This is a genomic window from Streptomyces sp. NBC_01244 (assembly GCF_035987325.1).
In the GTDB taxonomy this organism is placed as follows: Bacteria; Actinomycetota; Actinomycetes; order Streptomycetales; family Streptomycetaceae; genus Streptomyces.
Window position 1 is genome coordinate 7,799,317 of record NZ_CP108488.1, and the last position, 23,841, is coordinate 7,823,157.

Annotated in this window: 21 protein-coding genes and 1 pseudogene; 12 read left to right on the forward strand and 10 right to left on the reverse strand. The window is 72.2% G+C overall.

What is annotated here, in order from left to right; all coding sequences use genetic code 11:
- Window positions 1-59 precede the first annotated feature (59 nt).
- The 4 genes from OG247_RS34690 to OG247_RS34705 form a co-directional block, all read right to left on the reverse strand.
- Window positions 60-1,247 (reverse strand): GDSL-type esterase/lipase family protein, encoded by a 1,188-nt coding sequence (locus OG247_RS34690; protein ID WP_442813493.1) that lies wholly within the window; start codon window positions 1,245-1,247, stop codon window positions 60-62.
- Between the two features lie 303 nt (window positions 1,248-1,550).
- Window positions 1,551-3,170: a malate synthase A gene (gene aceB / locus OG247_RS34695; protein WP_327255919.1), complete on the reverse strand. Its 1,620-nt coding sequence runs from the start codon at window positions 3,168-3,170 to the stop codon at window positions 1,551-1,553.
- 252 nt (window positions 3,171-3,422) lie between these two features.
- Entirely contained in the window at window positions 3,423-4,094 is a 672-nt protein-coding gene (locus OG247_RS34700; protein WP_327255920.1) for a nucleotidyltransferase family protein, read from the reverse strand.
- Window positions 4,001-4,231: a hypothetical protein gene (locus OG247_RS34705; RefSeq protein ID WP_327255921.1), complete on the reverse strand. Its 231-nt coding sequence runs from the start codon at window positions 4,229-4,231 to the stop codon at window positions 4,001-4,003. Before OG247_RS34705 ends, OG247_RS34700 begins: the two co-directional genes overlap by 94 nt.
- An 86-nt stretch (window positions 4,232-4,317) precedes the next feature.
- On the opposite strand from OG247_RS34705, the gene yczR reads away from it, so the two are divergent.
- Window positions 4,318-5,805, forward strand: coding sequence for a MocR-like transcription factor YczR (gene yczR / locus OG247_RS34710; protein ID WP_327255922.1), 1,488 nt, complete (start codon window positions 4,318-4,320; stop codon window positions 5,803-5,805).
- Window positions 5,806-6,023: 218 nt separating this feature from the next.
- Here yczR and OG247_RS34715 read toward each other — a convergent pair whose 3' ends face one another.
- Together OG247_RS34715 and OG247_RS34720 are read right to left on the reverse strand one after the other, a co-directional pair.
- Window positions 6,024-6,659 carry a response regulator transcription factor gene (locus OG247_RS34715; RefSeq protein ID WP_327255923.1) on the reverse strand — a complete coding sequence of 212 codons (636 nt, stop codon included), beginning with the start codon at window positions 6,657-6,659 and terminating at the stop codon, window positions 6,024-6,026.
- On the reverse strand, window positions 6,656-7,894 hold the full coding sequence (locus OG247_RS34720) for a sensor histidine kinase (RefSeq protein WP_327255924.1): 1,239 nt from the start codon (window positions 7,892-7,894) through the stop codon (window positions 6,656-6,658). Before OG247_RS34720 ends, OG247_RS34715 begins: the two co-directional genes overlap by 4 nt.
- 134 nt (window positions 7,895-8,028) lie before the next feature.
- Between OG247_RS34720 and OG247_RS34725 the strand changes: the two genes are divergently transcribed.
- Both OG247_RS34725 and OG247_RS34730 read left to right on the forward strand, forming a co-directional pair.
- Window positions 8,029-9,117, forward strand: coding sequence for an ABC transporter permease (locus tag OG247_RS34725; RefSeq protein WP_327255925.1), 1,089 nt, complete (start codon window positions 8,029-8,031; stop codon window positions 9,115-9,117).
- Window positions 9,114-9,806, forward strand: coding sequence for an ABC transporter ATP-binding protein (locus OG247_RS34730; RefSeq protein WP_327255926.1), 693 nt, complete (start codon window positions 9,114-9,116; stop codon window positions 9,804-9,806). Before OG247_RS34725 ends, OG247_RS34730 begins: the two co-directional genes overlap by 4 nt.
- Before the next feature lie 66 nt (window positions 9,807-9,872).
- Here the strand turns inward: OG247_RS34730 and OG247_RS34735 are convergent, their stop codons facing one another.
- The gene (locus OG247_RS34735; RefSeq protein WP_274550203.1) at window positions 9,873-10,676 is read right to left on the reverse strand and encodes an IclR family transcriptional regulator; all 804 of its coding nucleotides are present in this window, start codon (window positions 10,674-10,676) and stop codon (window positions 9,873-9,875) included.
- Window positions 10,677-11,013: 337 nt separating this feature from the next.
- Between OG247_RS34735 and allB the strand changes: the two genes are divergently transcribed.
- Window positions 11,014-12,348 (forward strand): allantoinase AllB, encoded by a 1,335-nt coding sequence (allB, locus tag OG247_RS34740; protein WP_442813680.1) that lies wholly within the window; start codon window positions 11,014-11,016, stop codon window positions 12,346-12,348.
- A 2-nt stretch (window positions 12,349-12,350) separates the two neighbouring features.
- Window positions 12,351-13,469, forward strand: coding sequence for an allantoicase (gene alc, locus OG247_RS34745; protein ID WP_243339150.1), 1,119 nt, complete (start codon window positions 12,351-12,353; stop codon window positions 13,467-13,469).
- Window positions 13,470-13,593: 124 nt separating this feature from the next.
- Here the strand turns inward: alc and OG247_RS34750 are convergent, their stop codons facing one another.
- Window positions 13,594-14,328 (reverse strand): SDR family oxidoreductase, encoded by a 735-nt coding sequence (locus OG247_RS34750; RefSeq protein ID WP_327255928.1) that lies wholly within the window; start codon window positions 14,326-14,328, stop codon window positions 13,594-13,596.
- 171 nt (window positions 14,329-14,499) lie between these two features.
- On the opposite strand from OG247_RS34750, the gene OG247_RS34755 reads away from it, so the two are divergent.
- The 3 genes from OG247_RS34755 to OG247_RS34765 all read left to right on the forward strand — a co-directional run bounded on the left by OG247_RS34755 (window position 14,500) and on the right by OG247_RS34765 (window position 17,422).
- Complete coding sequence (locus OG247_RS34755; RefSeq protein ID WP_327255929.1) at window positions 14,500-15,114, forward strand: dihydrofolate reductase family protein; 615 nt, start codon at window positions 14,500-14,502, stop codon at window positions 15,112-15,114.
- 153 nt (window positions 15,115-15,267) lie between these two features.
- Window positions 15,268-16,182: a DMT family transporter gene (locus OG247_RS34760; protein ID WP_327255930.1), complete on the forward strand. Its 915-nt coding sequence runs from the start codon at window positions 15,268-15,270 to the stop codon at window positions 16,180-16,182.
- A gap of 55 nt (window positions 16,183-16,237) precedes the next feature.
- Window positions 16,238-17,422: a cytochrome P450 family protein gene (locus OG247_RS34765; RefSeq protein ID WP_327255931.1), complete on the forward strand. Its 1,185-nt coding sequence runs from the start codon at window positions 16,238-16,240 to the stop codon at window positions 17,420-17,422.
- 20 nt (window positions 17,423-17,442) lie between these two features.
- Here OG247_RS34765 and OG247_RS34770 read toward each other — a convergent pair whose 3' ends face one another.
- On the reverse strand, window positions 17,443-18,447 hold the full coding sequence (locus OG247_RS34770; protein ID WP_327255932.1) for a Gfo/Idh/MocA family protein: 1,005 nt from the start codon (window positions 18,445-18,447) through the stop codon (window positions 17,443-17,445).
- A gap of 220 nt (window positions 18,448-18,667) precedes the next feature.
- On the opposite strand from OG247_RS34770, the gene OG247_RS34775 reads away from it, so the two are divergent.
- From OG247_RS34775 to OG247_RS34790, 4 genes are read left to right on the forward strand one after another with little or no spacing between them, the layout of a single operon-like run.
- Window positions 18,668-19,687, forward strand: a complete 1,020-nt coding sequence (locus tag OG247_RS34775) for a sugar ABC transporter substrate-binding protein (RefSeq protein WP_327255933.1) — start codon at window positions 18,668-18,670, stop codon at window positions 19,685-19,687.
- Complete coding sequence (locus OG247_RS34780; RefSeq protein ID WP_327255934.1) at window positions 19,684-20,745, forward strand: ABC transporter permease; 1,062 nt, start codon at window positions 19,684-19,686, stop codon at window positions 20,743-20,745. Before OG247_RS34775 ends, OG247_RS34780 begins: the two co-directional genes overlap by 4 nt.
- A gap of 2 nt (window positions 20,746-20,747) precedes the next feature.
- Window positions 20,748-21,665, forward strand: coding sequence for an ATP-binding cassette domain-containing protein (locus OG247_RS34785; RefSeq protein ID WP_327255935.1), 918 nt, complete (start codon window positions 20,748-20,750; stop codon window positions 21,663-21,665).
- 16 nt (window positions 21,666-21,681) lie between these two features.
- On the forward strand, window positions 21,682-22,845 hold the full coding sequence (locus OG247_RS34790; RefSeq protein WP_327255936.1) for an ROK family glucokinase: 1,164 nt from the start codon (window positions 21,682-21,684) through the stop codon (window positions 22,843-22,845).
- Window positions 22,846-22,857: 12 nt separating this feature from the next.
- Here the strand turns inward: OG247_RS34790 and OG247_RS34795 are convergent.
- Window positions 22,858-23,839, reverse strand: a pseudogene (locus tag OG247_RS34795) (RNA-guided endonuclease InsQ/TnpB family protein).
- Between the last annotated feature and the right edge of the window lie 2 nt (window positions 23,840-23,841).

The window sequence follows — 23,841 nt, forward strand, 5'->3', positions numbered from 1 at the left end:
GAGGCCGCAAGGACCAGGCCGCGACGGATCAGTACTACGGAGCTACGGAGCTAACGGAGCTACGGAGCCGGGGTCAGGTACATCCCGCTCTGGTCGGCCCCGGCGGTGTTCTTGCAGCCGAACCCGCTGCCCGCCGGCTGCGCCGCGACCAGCGCCAGACAGCGCCCGGCCGCGAGCTGACCGAAGTGGTTCGGGTGCATGGACTCCTGGACCAGGCCCTGCGTCTCGCTGCTGTCGATCCAGCGGGCCCACTCGCTGGTCTTCGCCGAGGCCGGCGCCGCGGTGGTCACCTGCTTGCTCGCCTTCGCGCACACCTCGCGCCCCTGCATCATGTCCTTCAGGTCCAGGAACTGCGCGCCCTTGGCGGCGGCGACCGCCTTGAGCCGCCCGGCGATCTGCGGCACGAGCGAGTCCCGGGCCCAGTCGGAGTCCCGGTTCCAGAAGGGGCACCCGCCGGTGTTGAGCCGGCTCCAGTCGCTCTGGGTGTACCGGTTCTCCGCGCCGCGCGGGATCGGGGACGGGTAGGACTGCAGCACGATCCGGTACGAGGAGTCGGCGTACCCGGCGCCGCGCATGACGGCCCGCACCTCGTCCACGGACTTGCCGACGTCGGCCATGACGCCGTCGATCTTGTCGTTCACACCTTCCTGCTGGTCGTCGTAGCAGTAGGAGTTCCAGAGCACGAAGTCGTACGCGCACTCCTTGATGATGTCGGCGAAGCCGAGGTCGTTGCCGCCGATGGACAGCGCGATGACCTTCACGTTGTTGCTCGCGGCCACGGCGGCGAGCTGATCGGCCTGCGGGGCCTCGCCCTTGAAGGCGACGCCCCCGTTGGAGGCGCGGAACACGTTCTGCGAGACCGCCCCGGAGCAGGCCAGGTTGATCGCGACATCGGCGATGGCCCCGGCGCTCTTCACCTCGGCGGAGTCCGACCGGTGGCAGCCGCCGGCGGTGGCCCCGTAGACCTTGCCGGGGTCGTAGCTGCTGCCGCTCACCCAGGCCCGGTCGGTCCCGGTCCGGCTCCCGCTGTTGGTCAGGCTGTTGCCCTTCCAGCGTCCGGCCTCCCCGGAGATGTAGCTGTCGCCGAGGGACACCACGGCGGTGGGCCCGTTCCCCGGCCCGGCCACGGCCGTCCCGGCCCCTCCGGTGACGAGGGCCCCGGCGCCGAGCGCCGCCGCCGTCCCGATCCCGGCCAGTCGTCGCACGCGACGGGCCCGGTCCATGCTGTCGTTGCGGAATCCGATCACTGCGGAACTCCTGCGGTCGGCCATGCGGGAGCCAGGAACAACTCCGGCGCATGGCTGGGTAAGTGGGGGTTACCTCCGGCCGGTGGCAATCGGAAAGGTGCCACCTCGCGCGTTGTTACCGCTAGGTACAGGCAAGTTACGAACAAGTAACAACCGATCGGTCGTTCGGCGCCGACCGGTCGGACGCGCCGAATCGTGGACGCACGACGACGCCCCCGGAGCCGGAAGGCTTCGGGGGCGTCGTCGTTACTGCCGTGCTGACGGGGGGTTCGGCTGCTGTGCGATTCAGCCGAAGACGGGGTGTCAGCCGATGAGCTGGTCGTACGCGGGGAGGGTGAGGAAGTCCGCGTAGTCGGCGTCGAGGGAGACCTGGAGGAGCAGGTCGTGGGCCTGCTGCCACTTGCCGGAGGTGAAGGCCTCCTCGCCGACCTCGGCGCGGATCGCGGCGAGTTCGGCGGCCGCGACCTCGCGGGCCAGGTCGGCGGTGGCGAGCTTGCCGTTCTCGAAGACCACGCCGGCGTTGATCCACTGCCAGATCTGCGAGCGCGAGATCTCGGCGGTGGCGGCGTCCTCCATCAGGCCGAAGATGCCGACGGCGCCGAGGCCGCGCAGCCACGCCTCGATGTAGCGGATGCCGACCTGGACGGCGTTGCGCAGGCCGTCGTACGTGGGCTTCGCGTCGAGGGAATCGATCGCGATGAGCTCGCCCGGGGCCACGTGGACGTCCTCGCGGAGGCGGTCCTTCTGGTGGGGCTTCTCGCCCAGGACGGCGTCGAAGGAGGCCATCGCGATCGGGACCAGGTCGGGGTGGGCGACCCAGGAGCCGTCGAAGCCGTCGCCGGCCTCGCGGTCCTTGTCGGCCTTGACCTTCTCGAAGGCGACCTTGTTGACCTCGGCGTCCTTGCGGGACGGGATGAAGGCCGCCATGCCGCCGATGGCGTGCGCGCCGCGCTTGTGGCAGGTCTTGACGAGGAGTTCGGTGTACGCCCGCATGAAGGGGGCGGTCATCGTCACCGCGTTGCGGTCCGGCAGGACGAACTTCTCGCCGCCGTCACGGAAGTTCTTGACGATGGAGAAGAGGTAGTCCCAGCGGCCGGCGTTCAGGCCCGCCGCGTGGTCGCGCAGCTCGAAGAGGATCTCGTCCATCTCGTACGCGGCCGTGATCGTCTCGATCAGGACGGTCGCGCGGACGGTGCCCTGCGGGATGCCGACGTAGTCCTGGGCGAAGACGAAGATCTCGTTCCAGAGGCGCGCCTCCAGGTGGGACTCGGTCTTCGGCAGGTAGAAGTACGGGCCCTTGCCGAGCGCGATGAGGCGCTTGGCGTTGTGGAAGAAGTACAGGCCGAAGTCCACGAGCGAGCCGGAGGCCGGGCCGCCCTCGAACTGCAGGTGGCGCTCCTCCAGGTGCCAGCCGCGGGGGCGCATCACGACGGTGGCGAGCTCCTCGGCGGGCCCCAGGGCGTACGCCTTGCCGGTGCGGGCGTCGGTGAAGTCGATGCGGCGCTCGTAGGCGTCGATCAGGTTGAGCTGGCCGAGGACCACGTTCTCCCAGGTGGGAGCCGAGGCGTCCTCGAAGTCTGCGAGCCAGACCTTGGCGCCCGAGTTCAGGGCGTTGATGGTCATCTTGCGGTCCGTCGGACCGGTGATCTCCACACGGCGGTCGTTCAGCGCGGCCGGGGCCGGCGCCACCTTCCAGTCGCCCTCGCGGACCTGTGCGGTGTCCGGGAGGAAGTCGAGCGTGGAGGTACGGGCGATCTCGGCGCGGCGCACGGAGCGGCGGGCGAGGAGCTCGGCGCGGCGGGGGGCGAACCGCCGGTGGAGCTCGGCCACGAAGGCGAGAGCCGCTTCGGTGAGGACTTCGTCCTGCCGGGGCAGGGGCTCGGCGTCGACGATGGCCAGCGATGACGGCGCTGGTGCGGACATATCTGTCACTCCTTCAGCGGCGGTGCCTGGCGGCCGCGGGGGAATGCTCGCGCGAGACGGCACGCAGTGCCGTCGGGTGTGGAGAGTTCCGGGATACGGTCGCGGGCGCCGTCTGGGGGTTCAGGGCGCTTCTGACCAGTGGATAGTAATTTCCTCATGGTGGAAGTTCAATGGTTTGTTGATGTCGAGATTCTCTGAGTCGACAGATTCCGCTTCTCGGTGGCCCTCAGTGCCACCGCGATCACAGCCCGCTCAGGCGAGTCGTGCCAGGTCGGGCGGGGTGTCGATGTCGAAGGCCTCCGCCACGTCCCCGCACTCGACCAGGGTGAGCTCCGCCGCATGGTTCGTCAGGTGCACCCGCGCGCCCCTGTCCCCGGTGGCCGTCGCCACGATGTCCGGCCAGCGGTCCGACCCGAAGAGCACCGGGTGCCCGCGCTCGCCCTCGTAGGCCGCCGCCACCAGGCTCGCCGGGGACCGGTAGGCGGCCCGGACCCGGGCCACCGCCTCCGGGCCGATGCCCGGCTGGTCCACCAGGGAGACCAGGGCCGCGCGGGCGCCCGTACCGGCCAGCGAGGCAAGGCCGACCCGCAGGGAGGAGCCCATGCCCTCGGCCCAGTCCGGGTTGTCGGTCACCACGCAGCCGCTCAGGTCGGCGCGCTCGCGCACCTCGGCCGCGGAGGCGCCGAGCACCACGTGCAGCGGGCCGCAGCCCGCCTCGCGCAGGACCCGTACGGCGTTCTCCACCAGCGGGCGGCCCCGGTAGGTCAGCAGGGCCTTCGGCCGGCCACCCAGGCGCCGGCCGCCGCCGGCGGCGAGGAGCAGGCCGGCGATCACCGGGGGAGCGGAGCGGTCGGCTGCCGCCGCGGGCTGCCGGTGCTGCTGCTGGTGCCGGTGCTCGTCTGGTGTGCTGCTGCGGGGTGACATGTCACCGATTCTCGCTCGCGCCGCAGGAGGCGTCCTACGGCGGCCAGCGCCGCCCCCAGGCGCAGGGGCTCGGTGATCCGGTTCTCGGCGGCGGCCAGCAGGGCCCGTTCGTCACGGTCGGTCAGCCTCGTCAACATTGCGTTCTCCTTGCCAATCGGCGGCCAATGCAGCGAGTCTGTACCTGGATTGGCCTGGCAGGCAGAGCCAATCAGGGGAGGTTGGCATGGCAAACGGGCGAGTGGTCCAGACGGCGGACAGAATGATCGGCAGCCGCCAGCTCGCGGCCCTGCTTCCGGCGGAGGTACTGGCCCGCCCCGGCTACCGGGCCCTGGCCGACGCCGTCCGCACCCTGATCCTCGACGGCCGGATCGCCCTGCACGTGCGCCTGCCCGCCGAACGCGAACTCGCCGAGGCGGTCGGCGCCAGCCGGGCCACCGTCACCGGCGCCTACGACCTCCTGCGCGAGAGCGGCTACGTCCGCAGCCGCCGCGGTTCCGGGACCTGGACCGAGCTCCCCGAAGGCCACCGCCCGGTCGGCGCGCACGCCATCGTCGGCGCCGGCGGCTACAGCGCCGACGGAGACCCCGGCATCGACCTCGCCATCGCCGCCATGGGCGCGCCCCAGGACAGCCTCACCGACGCGGTGGCCTGGGCCGCGCCCAGACTCCCCGCCTTCGCCCGCAGCCCCGGCTACCACCCCTTCGGGCTGCCCGACCTGCGGACCGCCATAGCCGAGCGGTTCACCCGGCGGGGACTGGCGACCCGCCCGGAGCAGATCCTGGTCACGGCGGGCGCGCAGCAGGCGTTCGCGCTGGTGGTGAGCCTCCTGTGCCGGCCCGGGGACCGGGTGATGACCGAGAACCCGACCTACGCCAACGCCCTGGACGCCCTGCGCCACGCGCGGCTGCGCACCGGGTCGATCGCCGTCTCCGACGCCGGCTGGGACCTGGAGATCGCCGAGTCCGCGCTGCGCCAGACCGTGCCGAGGCTCGCGTACGTGATCCCCGACTTCCACAACCCGACGGGCGCGCTGATGCCGGAGGAGCAGCGGCTGCGGCTGCTGGCGGCGACCCGGCGGACCGGGACCTGGCTGGTGGTCGACGAGACCATCGCCGACATCGCGCTCGACGTGCCGGCGCCCGCCCCGCTGGCCTCGCTCGCGCCGAAGGGCGGGGCCGATCACGTGGTGACCATCGGCTCGCTGAGCAAAACGCACTGGGGCGGGCTGCGGGTGGGGTGGATCCGGGCCACCGCCAAGATGATCACGGAGCTGACGGCGGTACGGGTGGCGGCCGACATGACCGGCTCGGTCCTGGACCAGCTGGTGGCGCTGCCGCTGCTCGAGGGGCTCGAGCGGACGCTGCCCGCGCGGCTCGAGCGGCTACGAGGGCAGCGGGCGGCGCTGATCGCCTCGCTGGAGCGGCACACGCCGGAGTGGAGCTGGCAGGTGGCGCCGGGCGGGCTCTCGCTCTGGGTGGACCTGGGGGAGCCGGTCAGCTCCGCGCTGGCGGACCGGGCGGCGGCGGCCGGGGTCAACATCGGGCGGGGCGCGCGGTTCGGGGTGGATCCCGGAACCTTCGAGCACCGGCTGCGGATCCCGTACACCCTGACGGCGGATCGGCTGGACGAGGGCGTACGGAGGCTGGCGGAGGCGTTTCACGGGGGTGTGCCGCTGCCTTCGGCGGTGGAGCGGCCGTACTGGGTGGCTTAGCCGGGGGCCGGCCCCCGGGCCCCGGCCGCTGGGTCCCGACCGATGGGCCTCGGTCTGCCTGCCGCACGGGCCCCGGTGCGGGTGAGGGGGCCCTGCGGGGCGGAGTCCCCTACCGCCCTTCCACCGTTCCCCGGGGCTGCGCCCCGGACCCCCTGGGGCTCCGCCCCAGACCCCGGTCCTCAAACGCCGGACGGCTGGAAAGGCCCGGCTGGATGCGCCTACGGCGTGCGGATCAGGCGGCGGGTTGCCGCCGTGGCCACGGCCGAGGTGCGGGAGTCGACGCCCAGTTTCGCGTAGATGTGGACCAGGTGGGACTTGACCGTGGCCTGGCTCAGGAAGAGCTGCTTGGAGATCTGCTGGTTCGACAGGCCGTCCGCGACGAGCTGGAGGACCTCCAGTTCGCGCTTGGTCAGGGCCTCCGCCGGCGTCCGCATGCGGTCCATCAGGCGCAGCGCCACCGCCGGGGCCAGCGCGGACTGGCCGGCCGCCGCGGTGCGGACCGCCGCCGCGAGTTCCTCCGGCGGGGCGTCTTTCAGGAGGTAGCCCGAGGCGCCCGCCTCCACCGCCGCCAGGATGTCCGCGTCCGTGTCGTACGTGGTCAGTACCAGCACGCGGGGGGACGGGGACCGGGCCGTGATCAGGGCCGTGGCCGCCGAGCCGTGCATGCCGCCGCCGGGGCCGAACTGGAGGTCCATCAGGACCACGTCGACCCCGGTGGAGCCGGCCAGCTCGACCGCGCGTTCCGCCGTCGCCGCCTCCGCCACCACCTCGAAGTCCGGCTCCGTGTCCAGCACCGCGCGCAGCCCGGCCCGGACCACCGGGTGGTCGTCGGCGAGGAGCAGCCGGATCGTCATGACAGGGCCTCCGCGGGCAGGGGAAGGGTGACGGCCACGGCGGTGCCCTGGCCCGGGGCGGATTCGACCGTGAACAGGCCGCTGAGGGTTTCGGCCCGCGAGCGCATCGCCGGCAGGCCGAAGCCGCCGCCGTCCGAGGGGGCGGCGGCGGCCGAGGAAGGATCGAAGCCCTTGCCGTCGTCGACGATGTCGAGGGTCACGGAGGAGTCCATGAAGGTCAGGGTGATCTCGGCGCGTCCGGCCCCCGCGTGGCGCACCACATTGGCCAGCGCCGACTGCGCGATCCGCAGCAGCGCCACCTCGTAGGGGGTCGGGAGGGGGCGCGCGGTGCCGCTCAGGGAGAACCGGACCCGGGGGCCCGGCGCCGCCGAGCACAGCCGTTCCAGCGCGGCCGGCAGGGACCCGTGCTCCAGGTCCGGAGGCGTGAGGGCCCGTACGAAGCGCCGTGCCTCGGCGAGGTTCTCCTGGGCGGCCTCCCGGGCCCGGCCGATGTGCGCGAGGGCCGCCGAACCCTCCGGCAGGCTGCGCTCGGCGGCCCGCAGGAGGAGCTGGATGGAGGACAGGCCCTGCGCCAGGGTGTCGTGGATCTCCCGGGCGAGCCGCTCCCGCTCGGCCAGGATCCCCGCGCTCCGCTCGGCCGCGGCCAGCTCGGCCCGGGTGGTGATGAGCTCCTCGATCAGCTCGCGGCGCCGCTCGCTCTCCCGGTACAGCGCCTGGTAGCCCAGTACGGTCGCCACCGCCACGGCCCCGCCCAGCAGCGGACCGAGGAAGGCCCCCGGGGTCACCGCGCTGCTGTGCGCGACGAAGCCGCCGATCGCCGCGCAGGCGGTCACCGCGACGGCCGTCACGCCCCAGCGCAGCCGCAGCAGGTGCAGCTCCAGGAAGTACAGCGGGAAGGCGATCCACAGCCCGTCGGGGGAGACCACCAGCAGCGCGGCCCAGGCCGCGCCCAGGGCCGCCAGCCACACCGCCCCGGCGCGCGCCGAGGTGTGCACCGCGGGGATCCGTACGCCCGCGAGGTACACGGCGGCCAGTACCGCGCAGGCCGCGATCACCCAGCCCGCGCGCGGCGCGGAGTCGGCGACGGCCCGCCCGGCGGCGAGGGCGAGCAGGCCGAAGAACAGGGCGTGCAGGCACAGCCGCAGGACGCGGGAGACGGGGGTGAGGGTGCGGGCGCCACCGGGCGCGGGGGGCGAGGGGAGGGCGGCCGCGGGGGGCGGCAGGTGAGCAGTCATGGCCTGACCAGCGTAGGTCCGGGTCGGGGGGCCCCGGTCAACCAAAGGATTGATGTCTTCGTGCGCCCTTCGATACGAGGATCCCTACTGTGGCGCGATGCCTTGTGTCCACGCGGAAGACCAAGGTGGGGAACATGTTCGTCGCATGGAGAGATCTACGGTTCGCGAAGGGCCGCTTCGCCCTGATGGGCTCGGTGGTCCTGCTGATCACCCTGCTGGTCGGCCTGTTGTCCGGGCTCACCGCCGGCCTGGCCCGGGAGAACATCTCGGCCATCACCGGCCTGCCCGCCACCACCCGCCTCGCGTTCGCCGCGCCCGCCGGGGGCCAGAAGGTCTCCTTCACCAACTCCCAGGTGCCCGAGAAGGCCTGGCTGGCCTGGCGGGAGCAGCCGGGGGTGACCTCGGCGCAGCCGCTGGGCATCCGCACCACCAACGTCGTCTCGGGTGAGCGCACGGCGGGCGTGTCCGTCTTCGGAGTGGATCCGGCGGGCTCCCTCGCGCCCCGGGGGAGCGGGCTCACCCAGGGGCAGGTGGTCCTCACGGAGAAGGCCGCCAAGGAGCTCGGCGGGCTGACCGCCGGAGGCAAGCTCAGGATCGGCCAGGTCGAGATGACCGTGGCCTCGGTGTCCGGCACCGCCGCCTACAGCCACACCCCGGTCGTCTGGATGGACCTCAACGACTGGCAGCGCGTCGGGAACCCCGGCACCTCCATCGACACCCTCGCCACCGTCGTGGCCCTGGACGGCTCGGGCGTCGACTGGGCGGCCGGGGACAAGGCCACCGGCACCGAGGCGCAGACCGTCGACGGGGCGCTGAGCGCGATCGGGTCGTACACCTCCGAGAACGGCTCGCTCCAGCTGATGCGCGGGTTCCTCTTCGCCATCTCGGCCCTGGTCATAGGAGCCTTCTTCACGGTGTGGACCATCCAGCGCAGCGGGGACATCGCCGTGCTGAAGGCACTGGGTGCCTCCACCCCGTACCTGCTCAAGGACGCCCTCGGGCAGGCCGTGGTGATGCTGGCGCTCGGCACCGGTGCGGGCACCGCGCTCGCGGCCGGCTTCGGAGCGCTGATCAGCGGCGGGGACGTGCCCTTCGTGCTCGACGCCGCCACCGTGCTGGTCCCGGCCGCCGTCATGATCGCGCTCGGCGCGCTGGGCGCCGCCCTGTCCATCCGGCGGATCACCGCCGTAGACCCCCTGACCGCTCTCGGGAGCGCCCGATGACCCTGCTCGTGCACGACGTCACGCTCACCTACCCGGACGGCGACGGCCGCCTCACCGCGCTGGACGCGGTCGGCCTGGAGGTGCCGGCCGGCACCCTGACGGCGGTGGTCGGACCCTCCGGTTCCGGCAAGTCCAGCCTGCTGGCGGTCGCCGCCACCCTCGTCACGCCCGACGCGGGACGGGTGGTCGTGGCCGGGCAGGACACCTCGGAGCTCGGCGCGGGCGAGAAGTCGGCGCTGCGCCGGGAGAAGATCGGCATCGTCTTCCAGCAGCCGAACCTGCTGGCCTCGCTCACCGCCGCCGAACAGCTCCAGGTCATGGCCCACCTCTCCGGCCGTCCCGCGCGGGCCCTGCGCCGGCGGGCCCTGGAGCTGCTGGACGCGGTGGGACTGGCCGACAAGGCCGACAAGCGGCCGCACCAGCTCTCCGGGGGGCAGCGCCAGCGGATCAACATCGCCCGCGCCCTGATGAACGACCCCGCCGTGCTGCTGGTCGACGAGCCCACCAGCGCCCTCGACCACGAGCGCGGGGCCGCGATCCTGGACCTGCTGGTCACCCTCACCCGGGAGCGCTCCACCGCCACCGTGCTGGTCACCCACGACCACGCGCACCTGGGGCGGATGGACGCCACGGCGACGATGACCGACGGCCGTCTGGAGCAGGGCGCGGAGTCCGTCCCGGCCCCGTAGGGCCTACGGGAATGGCCCCGGCACCCCCTCGAAGGGGTGCCGGGGCCATTCCCGTAGGGGTGTCGCCTACGCGGGGTTCTGGCTCTGCAGGGCCACCGACAGCTCGGCCGCGACGCCCTGGAGGATCGGCACGAAGGACTCGGCGACGGCCTCGGTCACCCGGCCGGCCGGGCCGGAGATGGAGATCGCGGCGGCGGTCGGCGAGTTCGGCACGGAGACCGCCAGGCAGCGGACTCCTATTTCCTGCTCGTTGTCGTCGACCGCGTAACCCACCCGGCGGACGACCTCCAGGGCCTCCAGGAAGCCCTCGGGCGTGGTGATGGTCTTCTCGGTCGCGGCCGGCATCCCGGTGCGCGAGAGCAGGGCCCGTACCTCGTCCGCGGGGGTGTAGGCGAGCAGCGCCTTGCCCACGCCGGTGGAGTGCGGCAGCACCCGGCGGCCGACCTCGGTGAACATGCGCATGGAGTGCTTGGACGGCACCTGGGCGACGTAGACGATCTCGTCCCCGTCGAGCAGGGCCATGTTCGCGGTCTCGCCGGTCTCCTCCACCAGACGCGCCAGGTAGGGCCGGGCCCAGGTGCCCAGCAGCCGCGACGCGGACTCGCCGAGGCGGATCAGCCGGGGTCCGAGGGAGTACCGTCGGTTGGGCTGCTGCCGGACATAGCCGCACGCCACGAGGGTGCGCATGAGGCGATGGATGGTGGGCAGCGGCAGACCGCTGGCGGCGGAGAGCTCGCTGAGGCCGACTTCGCCCCCGGCATCGGCCATGCGTTCGAGCAGATCGAAGGCGCGCTCAAGGGACTGGACGCCACCGCTGGCGGCGGTGGGCTTGGTGGAGGCGTCGGTGGTGCTGGCGCTGGACGTCGGCACGGGCGCGGTCCTTTCGGTGCTGGCAGGCAAGCAAGCAGCCTACCGGTCGGTCTGCGTCGGCCCTAGAGCCGGGGCAATGCCGTCCCCGCCGGTCAGAGGCGGTTTGTCCTGGTGGCGGACGTCCTCGGGAAGTTGCCCGTCCGGTTCCCGGTGGTGGTAGCTACATTCTGCATAGCGAAATCTTAATTCCATCCTGTGGAAACCTCCAATTGCGATACGCCGCCGTCAGTGGTCCGTCCGGGCGCTCTTGACTGGTTCCGGATCGACGTGAAGACTCCGTCAACAGAACGTTGAATTTCGCTCTGTGGAAGTAGATGGGGAGGTTCCGGTGTCCGACCTGGCTGTGGAACTGGTACTGCGCTCGACGCGCGTCATCACCCCCGAGGGGACGCGTGCCGCTTCGGTGGCCGTCGCCGGCGGGAAGATCGCGGCCGTGCTGCCGTACGAGGCCGACGTACCGGCCGGTGCCCGGCTGGAGGACTTCGGCGACGACGTGCTCCTCCCCGGCCTGGTCGACACCCACGTCCACGTGAACGACCCCGGTCGTACCGAGTGGGAAGGCTTCTGGACGGCCACCCGAGCCGCCGCGGCCGGTGGCATCACCACCATCCTCGACATGCCGCTCAACTCCCTGCCGCCGACCACGACCACCGCCAACCTGGTGGTCAAGCAGGACGTGGCCCGGACCAAGGCGCACGTGGACGTCGGCTTCTGGGGCGGCGCGCTGCCGGACAACGTCAAGGACCTGCGCCCGCTGCACGACGCCGGCGTCTTCGGCTTCAAGTGCTTCCTGTCGCCCTCCGGCGTCGACGAGTTCCCCCTCCTCGACCAGGAGCAGCTCGCCGCCTCGCTCGCCGAGATCACCGGCTTCGGCGGCCTGCTGATCGTGCACGCCGAGGACCCGCACCACCTGGATTCCGCGCCGCAGAACCCGGGCCCCAAGTACGCCGACTTCCTGGCCTCCCGCCCCCAGGACGCCGAGAACACCGCGATCCAGAACCTGATCGACCAGGCGAAGCGACTGAACGCGCGCGTCCACGTCCTGCACCTGTCCTCCGCCTCCGCGCTGCCGCTGATCGCGGCCGCGAAGGCCGAGGGCGTACAGATCACGGTCGAGTCCTGCCCGCACTTCCTCACCCTGACGGCCGAGGAAGTACCGGACGGCGCCACCGAGTTCAAGTGCTGCCCGCCCATCCGCGAGTCCGCCAACCAGGACGTCCTGTGGGACGCGCTCGCCGACGGCACGATCGACTGCATCGTCTCCGACCACTCGCCCTCCACCGCGGACCTCAAGACCGGCGACTTCGCCACCGCGTGGGGCGGCATCTCCTCCCTCCAGCTGGGCCTGCCGGCCATCTGGACCGAGGCGAAGAAGCGCGGCCGCACCCTCGAGGACGTCGTCCGCTGGATGTCCGCCGCCCCGGCCGCCCTCGCCGGTCTGGCGAGCAAGGGCGCGATCGAGGCCGGCCGCGACGCCGACTTCGCCGTCCTGGCCCCCGAAGAGACCTTCACCGTGGACCCGGCCCACCTGCACCACCGCAACCAGGTCACGGCGTACGCGGGCAAGACCCTGCACGGCGTCGTGAAGTCCACCTGGCTGCGCGGCACGCGGATCGCCGACCACGGCACCCCGTCCGAGCCCACCGGCCGACTCCTTGAAAGGCAGAACTGACAGTGGCGATTGAATCCTTCACCGGCAACGCGAACCCGTACGGAGGCGGCGACCCGTACGCGGACTACCGCAGCGCGGACTTCCCGTTCACCCAGTACGCGAACCTCGCCGCCCGTGAGCTCGGCGCCGGTGTCATCGAGGCCAACGACGAGTTCTTCGCCCAGCGCGAGAACCTGCTGATCTCCGAGGCCGCGCACTTCGACCCCGAGGACTTCGGCCACAAGGGCAAGGTCATGGACGGCTGGGAGACCCGCCGCCGCCGCGGCATCTCCGCCACCCAGCCGTGGCCGACCCCCGAGGACCACGACTGGGCGCTCGTCCGCCTGGGCGCCCCCGGCGTCATCCGCGGCATCGTCGTCGACACCGCCCACTTCCGCGGCAACATGCCGCAGGCCGTCTCCGTCGAGGCCACCAACTGGGAAGGCGCCCTCGCGCCGACCCCGGCGGAGCTCCAGGGCGACGACATCAAGTGGACGACCATCGTCGCCCGCACCCCCGTCGGCGGCCACGCGGCCAACGGCTTCGAGATCGACGTCGAGCAGCGCTTCACGCACCTGCGCGTCAACCAGCACCCCGACGGCGGCATCGCCCGCCTGCGCGTCTACGGCGAGGTCGTTCCCGACCCCAAGTGGCTCGCGGCGCTCGGCTCCTTCGACGTGGTGGCGCTGGAGAACGGCGGCTCCGTCCAGGACGCCTCCAACCGCTTCTACTCCCCGCCGACCAACACCATCAACCCGGGCCGCTCCCGCAAGATGGACGACGGCTGGGAGACCGCCCGCCGCCGTGACAACGGCAACGACTGGATCCGCTACCAGCTCGTCGCCGAGTCCGAGATCCGCGCCGTCGAGATCGACACCGCGTACCTCAAGGGCAACTCGGCCGGCTGGGCCTCGCTGTCCGTCAAGACGGGCGAGGAGGGCGAGTGGACCGAGTTCCTGCCGCGCACCCGCCTGCAGCCCGACACCAACCACCGCTTCGTGCTCGACGCCCCGGCGGTGGGCACGCACGTGCGCATCGACATCTTCCCGGACGGCGGCTTCTCCCGCCTGCGCCTCTTCGGCGCGCTGACGGAGGCCGGCACCGCCGCGCACACCGCCCGTCACCAGGAGCTGGGCGGCTGACGCCACCCTCGTGACCGCCCCGGGGGCCGACACCCCCGGGGCATGCTCGAACACCCCGCAGGGGCGCACCGTTTCGACGGTGCGCCCCTGCGGTGTCCGCACCCCGGCCGGCCGCCCTGACGGCCTACGCCGCGTGGCCGCCGTCCACCGAGAACTCGGCCCCCGTGACGTAAGCGGAGTCCGGGCCCGCGAGGAAGGACACCATGGCGGCCACCTCCTGCGGGGTGGCGAAGCGGCCCAGGGCCGTCATGGCCGCCTGCGCGGCGGCGTAGGGGCCGTCCGCGGGGTTCATGTCGGTGTCCACCGGGCCCGGGTGGACCAGGTTCGCGGTGATCCCGCGCTCGCCGAGCTCCCGCGAGAGGGCCTTGGTCAGGCCGGTCAGCGCCGCCTTGCTCATCGCGTACAGGGTGCCGCCCGGGCCCGGCACCCGCTGGGTCATGCAGCTGCCGATGGTGATGATCCGCCCGCCCCGGCCCATCCGCCCGGCCGCGGCGCGGGAGGCCAGGAAGGCGCCCCGGACGTTGATCGCGAGGACGCGGTCCACGTCCGCGATGGTGAGCCCCTCCAGCGGGCCGAGCACGCCCACGCCGGCGTTGTTCACCAGGACGTCGAGCCGGCCGAGGCCCCGTACGGTCTCCTCCACCGCCCCGGCGGCCCGCTCCGCGCCCCCCGCGTCGGCGCGCAGGGCCAGGCCGCGCCGGCCCAGCGCCTCGATCTTGCCGACGACCGCCCGCGCCGCTTCCGCGTCGTCGACGTAGGTGAGGGCCACGTCGGTACCGTCCTGCGCGAGCCGCAGCGCGGTCGCGGCGCCGATCCCCCTGCTGCCGCCCGTCACCAGGGCCACTGCGTTGCCGTTCATGGTGTTCCTCCGCGTCTTGATTGGTTGCGAGTTCAATGAAATCGCCCGGGGGTGAACGGCGCTGGCAGGAAACGGACATCGCGTTCGCGCGCGCCGCGGCGATGAGTTCCGGGCGGCCCGGGAGTCTGAACCCGTGACAGCCGACGTACCGGAGCCAAGGAGCGCAGAGCCATGGGAAAGCTGACCCTCACCACCTTCCTGACCCTCGACGGTGTGATGCAGGCCCCCGGCGGCCCGGACGAGGACACCAGTGGCGGGTTCACGTACGGCGGCTGGCTCGTGCCCTTCGCCGACGAGGGCATGGGGGAGTTCGTCACCGAGGTCTTCGACCGGGCCGGGGCCTTCCTGTTCGGGCGCCGGACCTACGAGATCTTCGCCTCGTACTGGCCGCAGCACGACGACCCCGCCGACCCGGTCGCGAGCAGGCTCAACCAGCTGCCCAAGCACGTGGCCTCGACCACGCTCAAGGAGCCGGCCTGGGGCCCCGCCACCGTGATCGACGGGGAGCAGCTGCAGAGCGAGGTCGTACGGATCAAGGACGCGACCGAGGGGGAGCTCCAAGTGCACGGCAGCGGCGCGCTCGCGCAGTGGCTGCTGGCGCGGGACCTGGTGGACGAGCTGAACCTGCTGGTCTTCCCGGTCTTCCTGGGCGGCGGCCGGCGACTGTTCCCGACGGGCGGCCTGCCGACGGCCTTCGAGCTGACGGACTCCCGCACCACCTCGGCCGGCACGGCCATCCACACCTACCGGCCGAAGGGGCGCGCCGCGTTCGGCACCTTCGGCTGACGCGGGGCCCCGGCCCCCGGCCCCCGGCCTGCGCCCCGGGGTCCGGGGCCCGTGGGCAAATGGCTCGACCGGCCGATCATGCTCGGGTAGCTTGGGCTCTCCCCCCGTGCGAGCCGCCGAAGTCTCCACCTGCCTTCTGCCGTTGGAGAACCGGTGTCCACCATCGCCGCCCCCGCTCCCCTCGCCGCGCCCCGCAGGGCCTGGCTCGCCGACCTGCCGGTCCTGCTCGTCGCCGTCGTCTGGGGCGGCAGCTACCTCGCCGCCAAGGGCGTCACCACCACGCACACCGTGATCGCGGTGCTCGTCCTGCGCTTCGCGCTGGTCCTGCCCGTCCTCGCCGTCGCAGGTCGGCGACGGCTGCGCGCGCTCACCCCCGCCCAACTGCGCGGCGCCGGAGTGCTGGGACTGGTACTCGGCGGAATCTTCCTGCTGGAGACCTACGGGGTCGTCCACACCTCCGCCACCAACGCCGGGCTCATCATCAGCCTGACCATGATCTTCACCCCGCTCGCCGAGTCCGCCGTCCGCCGCGTAGCCCCCTCGCCCGCCTTCCTCGGCGCCGCGGCCGTCTCCGTCAGCGGAGTCGTCCTGCTCACCCAGGGGGCGGGTTTCACCACCCCGAGCACCGGCGACCTCCTCATCCTCGGCGCCGCGCTCGCGCGGACGGCGCACGTCCTGCTGATGGCCCGGATCAAGGCCGTGCAGGAAGCGGATTCGCTCTCCCTGACCACCGTCCAGCTCGGAACCGCGGTCGCCGTGTTCGCCGTACTGGCCCTGCTGCCCGGCACCGGCGCGAGCCCCTGGGCGGCCGCCGCCGACTTCGGCGCGGCCGAGTGGGCCGGGCTCGCCTTCCTCTCCGTCTTCTGCACCCTGTTCGCCTTCTTCGTGCAGATGTGGGCCGTCCGCCGCACCTCGCCCTCCCGCGTCAGCCTGCTGCTCGGCACCGAACCCCTGTGGGCCGCGGCGGCGGGCATCGCCATCGGCGGCGAGCGGCTCGGCGCGGCCGGCTTCGCGGGGGTCGCGCTGGTGCTCGCGGGCACCGCCTGGGGGCGGCGCGCGGCTGGCTGAGCGAATGGCCGAAACCAGCTCCGGAGTACATCAACTCCCGGTCTAGGGTGGCCACATGCCGGTCCTGGACCTCAGTGCGATCGCCGAAGACTTCAACGAGAACCCGTACCCCCACTACGCGCGCCTGCGTGCGGAGGGACCGGTTCACCGGGTGAAGGCGGCCGACGGCCAGGAGGTCTGGCTGATCGTCGGTCACCGGGAGGCCCGCCAGGTGCTCACCCACCCCGCGGTGTCCAAGAACTGGCTGACCTCCGGGCTCTACGCCGACCGGGAGCGGACCGAGGCCAGCGCCAACATGATGCGCGCCGACCCGCCGGACCACACCCGGCTGCGCCGGCTGGTCGCCGGCTCCTTCGTCCCCGGCCGGATCGAGACGCTGCGCCCGCGCGTCCAGGAGATCGTCGACGGGCTGCTCGACGGGATGGAGGCCCTCCCCGAGCGCCGCGCCGACCTGATCGAGGCCTTCGCCCAGCCGCTGCCCATGACCGTGATCTGCGAGCTCCTCGGGGTCGCGGAGGCCGACCGCGGCGCCTTCCGCGGCTGGATCACCGAGATGGTCTCGCCCACCGGGGTGGAGTCCGAGAACGCGGCCGTGCGCGCCATGACCGCCTACACGGCCGGGCTGGTCGACGCCAAGATCGCCGATCCGGGCGAGGACCTGCTCAGCGACTGGGTGACCAGCCGGGGGGACGGGGGAGACCGGCTCTCCCGCCGGGAGCTGGTCGCGATGGCCGCCCTGATGATGGTCGGCGGCCACGAGACCACCGTGCACCTGGTCTCCAACGGGATGCGGGCGCTCCTCGCCCACCCCGACCAGCTCGCCGCCCTGCGCGCCGACCCGGACGGACTGATCGGGGGAGCCGTCGAGGAGATCCTGCGCTACGACGGCCCGGTGGAGACCGCCACGTTCCGTTTCGCCGCCACGGACCTGGAGATCGGCGACACCTTCATCGAGGCCGGCTCCGGCATACTCGTCTGCCTCGCCGCGGCGGACCGGGACCCCTCCCGCTTCGACCGCCCCGACACCTTCGACATCCGCCGCACCGGCCGGGGCGGGCACATCGCCTTCGGACACGGCATCCACCACTGCGTCGCCGCCCCGCTCGGCCGGCTGGAGGGCCGGATCGCGATCCGGTCCCTGGTGGAGCGCTTCCCCGACCTCAGGGAAGAGCCGGCCGTCCTCGCATGGATGCCCGGGACCATGGTCCGCGGGACGACCCGGCACCCGGTGTGCTGGTAGCCGCCGTGGACTCGCGCTCCTCAGAGGTCCGGGAGCTCCGCCAGCGCGACCCGGCGCCGCTCCCGCCGCGAGAGCTCACAGGCCTCCGCCACCCGGAACGCGGCGAGCGCCTCGACGCCGTCGCACGGATTGGGGCCCTCGCTCCGTACCAGCCGGACGAAGGCCGCCAGCTCGGCCTCGTAGGCGGGAGCGAAGCGTTCCAGGAACCCGGGCCAGGGCTTGGTCGCCGGGGGCGGTCCCTGCGGTTCGGTCGAGGCGATCGGCGTACGGTCGTCCAGCCCGGTGGAGATCTGATCCAGCTCCCCGGCCAGCTCCATCCGTACGTCGTATCCGGCGCCGTTGCACCGCGTACCGGTACTGGAGACCAGCGTCCCGTCGTCGAGAGTGAGGACGGCGGCGGCCGTGTCCACGTCGCCCGCCTCGCGGAACAGCGGCGGCCCCGCGTCGGACCCCGTCGCGTACACCTCGCTCACCTCGTGCCCGGTCACCCAGCGGACCATGTCGAAGTCGTGCACCAGGCAGTCCCGGTACAGCCCGCCCGAGGTCCGCAGGTACTCGGCGGCGGGCGGCGAGGGATCCGCGGTCGTGGTCCGTACGGTGTGCAGCCGGCCCAGGGCTCCGGAGCGGACCAGCTCGCGCGCCGTCGTGTAGCCCGCGTCGAAGCGGCGCATGAAACCGAGCTGGAGCACCCCGCCGGCCGAGGCCACCTCGCGGAGCACCGCCAGGGTGCGGTCCAGGTCCGGGGCCACCGGCTTCTCGCAGAACACCGGCAGCCCGCCGCGCACGGCCCGTACGACGAGGTCCGCGTGCCCCTCGGTGGCGCAGGACACCACCAGCGCGTCCACGCCCCAGGTGAAGATCTGCTCGACGGTGGGCGCGGCGGTGGCCCCGAGCCGGTCGGCGAGGCGCGCCGCCCGCGCCGGGTCGGCGTCGGCGAGCAGCAGCGAGCCCGCGTCCGCCTGCCGGGCCAGTGCCGACGCGTGGAAGGAACCGATCCGGCCCGTTCCGATGAGCCCGATGCGCATGCACTCAACGTGACCCCGTCCGGGGGAGCTGTCAATCTGTCCCGCTGTGTCCGGCACGGTCCGCAATGGCCCCGATGACCTTGCATGGTGCACTGTGACGGATACTGGGCGGCTGCGGCTCGCAACACATGACCGTTCCGGCGAGCGGACACCGCGGCGGGACGGCGCCGCAGGGACGGCGCCGGCGGGACGGCGCGACAAACGAAAGGCACGGGCAGACGTGGCCAGGATTCGGACAGGGGTACGCCTCGTGGGCGCGGTGCTCGCGGCGGTACTGGGTGCCTCCCTCGTGGGCTGCAGCAGTACGGGCGGCAAGCGCGCCGAGGACCGCGCGAAGGCCGAGGCGGCGGGCCGGCCCGCCGTTTCCACCCCGCGCTGGACCTTCGCGATGGTCACCCACGCGGGAGACGGCGACACCTTCTGGGACATCGTGCAGAAGGGTGCCAAGGAGGCCGCGGCGAAGGACAACATCAACTTCGTCTACGCCCACGACGACCAGGCGCAGCAGCAGGCCCAGTTCGTCCAGAACGCCATCGACCAGAAGGTCGACGGGCTGATCGTCTCCCTCGCCAAGCCCGAGGCGCTCAAGGACGTCCTCGCCAAGGCCGTCAAGGCCGGCATCCCGGTGATCACGGTCAACTCCGGATCCGCCCAGTCCGCCGAGTACGGCGCGCTCACCCACATCGGCCAGGACGAGGAGATCGCCGGCGAGGCGGTCGGCACCGAGCTCGGCAAGCGCGGCCGCAAGAAGGCCGTCTGCGTCCTGCACGAGCAGGGCAACGTGGGCCACGAGCAGCGCTGCGCCGGAGCGAAGAAGACCCTCGGCGAGTCCGGCGGGACCATGGAGAACCTGTACGTGGAGGGCACCAACATGCCGTCCGTCCAGGCCGCCCTCCAGGCCAAGCTCCAGGCCGACCCCTCGGTGGACGCGATCGTCACCCTCGGCGCGCCCTTCGCCCCCACGGCCGTCAAGGCCAAGGACGCGGCGGGCAGCAAGGCCGAGGTCGACACCTTCGACCTGAACGCCTCCGTCGCCCGGGACCTGAAGTCCGGCGCCCTCGGATTCGCCGTCGACCAGCAGCCCTACCTCCAGGGCTACGAGGCCGTCGACCTGCTCTGGCTCTACCGCTACAACGCGGACGTGCTCGGCGGCGGCCGGCCGGTGCTCACCGGACCGCAGATCGTCACGGGGGCCGAGGCGGCCACCCTGGAGAAGTTCATCAACCGGGGCAGCCGATGACCACCGGCACCAGCACCCAGGCACCCGCCCCGGCTCCCGCCCCGCGCGACGAGCGGCTCGCGCACACTTCACTGCTGCGCCGGCTGCTCGGCCGGCCCGAGCTCGGCGCGGTGGTCGGCGCGGCCGCCGTCTTCGTCTTCTTCTCCTTCGCCGCCGACAGCTTCCTGCGGGCCTCCAGCCTGAGCACGATCCTGTACTCGGCCTCCACCATCGGCATCATGGCCGTCCCGGTGGCCCTGCTCATGATCGGCGGCGAGTTCGACCTGTCCGCCGGGGTCATGGTCACCTCGTCGGCGCTCCTCAGCTCGATGTTCAGCTACCAGATGACCGCCAACGTCTGGGTGGGCGTCCTCGTATCGCTGCTGGTCACCCTGGGGATCGGGTTCTTCAACGGGTTCATGCTGACCCGCACGAAACTGCCCAGCTTCATCATCACGCTCGGCACCTTCCTGATGCTGACCGGCCTGAACCTCGGCTTCACCAAGCTGATCAGCGGCTCGGTCTCCACCAAGACCATCGCCGACATGGAGGGCTTCTCCTCCGCCCGCGCGCTCTTCGCCTCGCAGTGGACCTTCGGCTCGGTCACCCTCAAGGTCACCATCCTGTGGTGGCTGCTCCTGGTCGCCGTGGCCACCTGGATCCTGCTGCGCACCCGCGCCGGGAACTGGATCTTCGCCGTCGGCGGCGGCGCGGACGCGGCCCGCGCGACCGGCGTGCCGGTGGTGAAGACCCGTATCGGCCTGTACATGGGCGTCGCGCTGTGCGCCTGGATCTCCGGGCAGCACATCCTCTTCTCGTTCGACGTGGTCCAGTCGGGCGAGGGCGTCGGCAACGAGTTCCTCTACATCATCGCGGCCGTCATCGGCGGCTGTCTGATGACCGGCGGCTACGGCTCGGCGATCGGCTCCGCCGTGGGCGCCTTCATCTTCGGCATGACCAGCAACGGCATCGTGTACGCCCAGTGGAACCCGGACTGGTTCAAGTTCTTCCTCGGCGCGATGCTGCTGCTGGCCACGCTGCTCAACGCATGGGTCCGCAAGCGGGCGGAGGCGAAGTGACGATGACCAAGACCGGATCATCCCCGGCCGGCGCGCCCGCCCTGGTGAAGCTGACCGGGGTCAGCAAGTACTACGGCAACATCCGCGCCCTCCAGGACGTCTCCCTGGAGGTCGCGGCCGGCGAGATCACCTGCGTCCTCGGCGACAACGGTGCCGGCAAGTCCACCCTCATCAAGATCATCGCGGGGCTGCACCGGCACGACGCCGGCACCTTCGAGATCGAGGGCGAGGAGACGGTGCTCGCCAACCCGCGCGCGGCCCTGGACCGCGGCATCGCCACCGTCTACCAGGACCTCGCCGTGGTCCCGCTGATGCCCGTCTGGCGCAACTTCTTCCTCGGCTCCGAGCCCACCAAGGGCCGCGGCCCCCTCCGCCGCCTCGACGTGGAGCTGATGCGCCGGACCACCCGCGCCGAGCTGCTGCGCATGGGCATCGACCTGCGGGACGTCGACCAGCCCATCGGCACCCTGTCCGGTGGCGAGCGGCAGTGCGTGGCCATCGCCCGCGCCGTCCACTTCGGCGCGAAGGTCCTCGTACTCGACGAGCCCACGGCCGCCCTCGGCGTCAAACAGTCCGGGGTGGTCCTCAAGTACGTGGCCGCGGCCCGTGACGCGGGCCTCGGCGTGGTCCTGATCACGCACAACCCCCACCACGCCCACCTGGTCGGGGACCGGTTCGTGCTGCTCAAACGCGGCACCATGGCGGGCAGCCACACCCGCGACTCGATCACCCTGGACGAGCTCACCCGGCAGATGGCCGGCGGATCCGAGCTCGACGAACTGAGCCACGAACTGGAGCGAGTGGCAGAATCAGGACCTGACAGCGCATCCGCGACCCCGTCCACCGCTCCGTCCGACCAGGCATCCAACCAGGCATCCGACCCGGCATCCGGCCCCACCCCGGGCCCCGCCGCACCATGAGGGGCGACACGACTCGATGAGCACGTACCGGGACTTCACGCTCGCCCACCGGGGGGCGGCGCGGGGCACCGTCCTGCGGACCATCGGGACCCGTGAGCGCCGCTCGCACCTGACCGCACCGCGCGTTCCGACCGTCGGCATCGACATCGGCGGCACCAAGGTCATGGCCGGGGTCGTCGACGCCGACGGGATCATCCTGGAGAAGATCCGGACCGAGACCCCGGACAAGTCCAAGAGCCCCAAGGTGGTCGAGGACACCATCGTCGAGCTGGTCCTCGACCTCTCCGACCGGCACGACGTGCACGCCGTGGGCATCGGCGCCGCCGGCTGGGTCGACGCCGACCGCTCCCGGGTCCTGTTCGCCCCGCACCTGGCCTGGCGCGACGAACCGCTGCGCGACGCGCTCCAGTCCCGGCTCGCGGTCCCGGTCATGGTGGACAACGATGCCAACACCGCCGCCTGGGCCGAGTGGCGCTTCGGCGCCGGCCGCGGCGAGGACCACCTCGTCATGATCACCCTGGGCACCGGGATCGGCGGGGCCATCCTCGAGGGCGGCCAGGTCAAGCGCGGCCGCTACGGGGTCGCCGGCGAGTTCGGCCACATGCAGGTGGTCCCCGGGGGCCACCGCTGCCCCTGCGGCAACCGCGGCTGCTGGGAGCAGTACAGCTCCGGCAACGCCCTGGTCCGCGAGGCCCGCGAGCTGGCCGCCGCCGACTCCCCGGTCGCGTACAACCTCATCGCCCGGGTCGGCGGCAACGTCCACGAGATCACCGGGCCGCTCATCACCGAGCTGGCCCGCGAGGGCGACGCCATGTGCGTCGAGCTGCTCCAGGACATCGGACAGTGGCTCGGCGTCGGCATCGCCAACCTCGCGGCCGCCCTCGACCCCTCCTGCTTCGTCATCGGGGGCGGCGTCAGCGCCGCCGACGACCTGCTGATCGGCCCCGCCCGCGACGCCTTCCGCCGCCACCTCACCGGCCGCGGCTACCGACCCGAGGCCCGCATCGCCAAGGCCCAGCTCGGCCCCGAGGCCGGCATGGTCGGCGCCGCCGACCTCTCCCGGCTCGTCGCCCGCCGCTTCCGCCGCGCCACGCGCCGGCGCGTCGAGCGGTACGAGCGCTACGCGCAGTTCGGCCGGCGCGACACCACCACCGGCCCCGAGGACCAGGAACAGCATTGAATCCTCCCCGCCCTAAGGGACGGGGATTCCTGGCTCACGTTGGCTGTGGACCTGCGGTCCGTCGGCTCTTACACGATCGGCACCAGCCGGGTTGAGACCAGCCCGGACCAGCATCACGTGGGCGGAGTTCTTGTCCCTGGGGGACACGGCTCCGCACGCGGTGCAGGTGTATGTGCGTTCTGAGAGAGGTAGTGCGTGCTTGGTTCTCGCTCCGCACTGCGCGCAGTCCATGGTGGTGTGCGCGGGGTGGACAAGGTGCACGATGCGCCCGTGTTTGCGGGCGCTTCCGTCGTGCCATCATCCGCTGATAGTGGGCGAGCCCGGCCGCAGCCTTCCTGCCGTGCTCGGCGTGCGGGAGGTCGTGGCCGTCGCTGGTGGTGGTCGCGGTCTCCTTCACGCCCCAGTCGATCCCGATCACCGCGCCTGTCTCCGGAAGATGCTGGGTTTCGGTGGGGACGACGAAGGACGCGTACCAGTGGCCGAGGCTGTCACGGTAGACCCGCACCGACGACGGGACCGCGGAAAGGTCGCGGGACCAGACCACGGTCAGGATGATGCCGCCCGCGAGATGCAGTCGGCCGTCCTTGATACGGAATCCGCGCCGCGTGTAGTTCAGGCTCGGGTCGGCCCTGGCCTTCTTCTTGAACCTGGGCATTCCCGCCCGCTGCCACATCGGCAACCGGGCCTTGACATCCTTCAAGGCTTTGGCGCGGGACTTCCCGAAGTCGCGTACCAACTGCTGCTGCGGAACGCTGCTGCCCTCACCCAACCAGGTGTTGTGGTTGCGTGCTTCGGTCAGCATCTTGTCCAGCCGGGCCGGACCGCACTTCTCCTTCTCGGCCTGGGCCCTTTTCGACCGAGCGGTGCATTCATTCCAGACCCACCGGCACCGCGCCCACTCATCCAACAGCTTGGCGAGCGCGGTCGACGACACACGAAGCCGGTAGGTGAACCGGGCATGCCCGGTCCCTTCCGTCTCCTGAGATGCCGCCATGC

Coding starts and splice junctions, on each gene's coding strand:
- aceB (WP_327255919.1), bottom strand. CDS start 3,170: ATGTCCGCACCAGCGCCGTCATCGCTGGCCATCGTCGACGCCGAGCCC.
- OG247_RS34700 (WP_327255920.1), bottom strand. CDS start 4,094: ATGTCACCCCGCAGCAGCACACCAGACGAGCACCGGCACCAGCAGCAG.
- OG247_RS34705 (WP_327255921.1), bottom strand. CDS start 4,231: ATGTTGACGAGGCTGACCGACCGTGACGAACGGGCCCTGCTGGCCGCC.
- yczR (WP_327255922.1), top strand. CDS start 4,318: ATGGCAAACGGGCGAGTGGTCCAGACGGCGGACAGAATGATCGGCAGC.
- OG247_RS34715 (WP_327255923.1), bottom strand. CDS start 6,659: ATGACGATCCGGCTGCTCCTCGCCGACGACCACCCGGTGGTCCGGGCC.
- OG247_RS34720 (WP_327255924.1), bottom strand. CDS start 7,894: ATGACTGCTCACCTGCCGCCCCCCGCGGCCGCCCTCCCCTCGCCCCCC.
- OG247_RS34725 (WP_327255925.1), top strand. CDS start 8,029: ATGTTCGTCGCATGGAGAGATCTACGGTTCGCGAAGGGCCGCTTCGCC.
- OG247_RS34730 (WP_327255926.1), top strand. CDS start 9,114: ATGACCCTGCTCGTGCACGACGTCACGCTCACCTACCCGGACGGCGAC.
- OG247_RS34750 (WP_327255928.1), bottom strand. CDS start 14,328: ATGAACGGCAACGCAGTGGCCCTGGTGACGGGCGGCAGCAGGGGGATC.
- OG247_RS34755 (WP_327255929.1), top strand. CDS start 14,500: ATGGGAAAGCTGACCCTCACCACCTTCCTGACCCTCGACGGTGTGATG.
- OG247_RS34765 (WP_327255931.1), top strand. CDS start 16,238: ATGCCGGTCCTGGACCTCAGTGCGATCGCCGAAGACTTCAACGAGAAC.
- OG247_RS34770 (WP_327255932.1), bottom strand. CDS start 18,447: ATGCGCATCGGGCTCATCGGAACGGGCCGGATCGGTTCCTTCCACGCG.
- OG247_RS34780 (WP_327255934.1), top strand. CDS start 19,684: ATGACCACCGGCACCAGCACCCAGGCACCCGCCCCGGCTCCCGCCCCG.
- OG247_RS34785 (WP_327255935.1), top strand. CDS start 20,748: ATGACCAAGACCGGATCATCCCCGGCCGGCGCGCCCGCCCTGGTGAAG.
- OG247_RS34790 (WP_327255936.1), top strand. CDS start 21,682: ATGAGCACGTACCGGGACTTCACGCTCGCCCACCGGGGGGCGGCGCGG.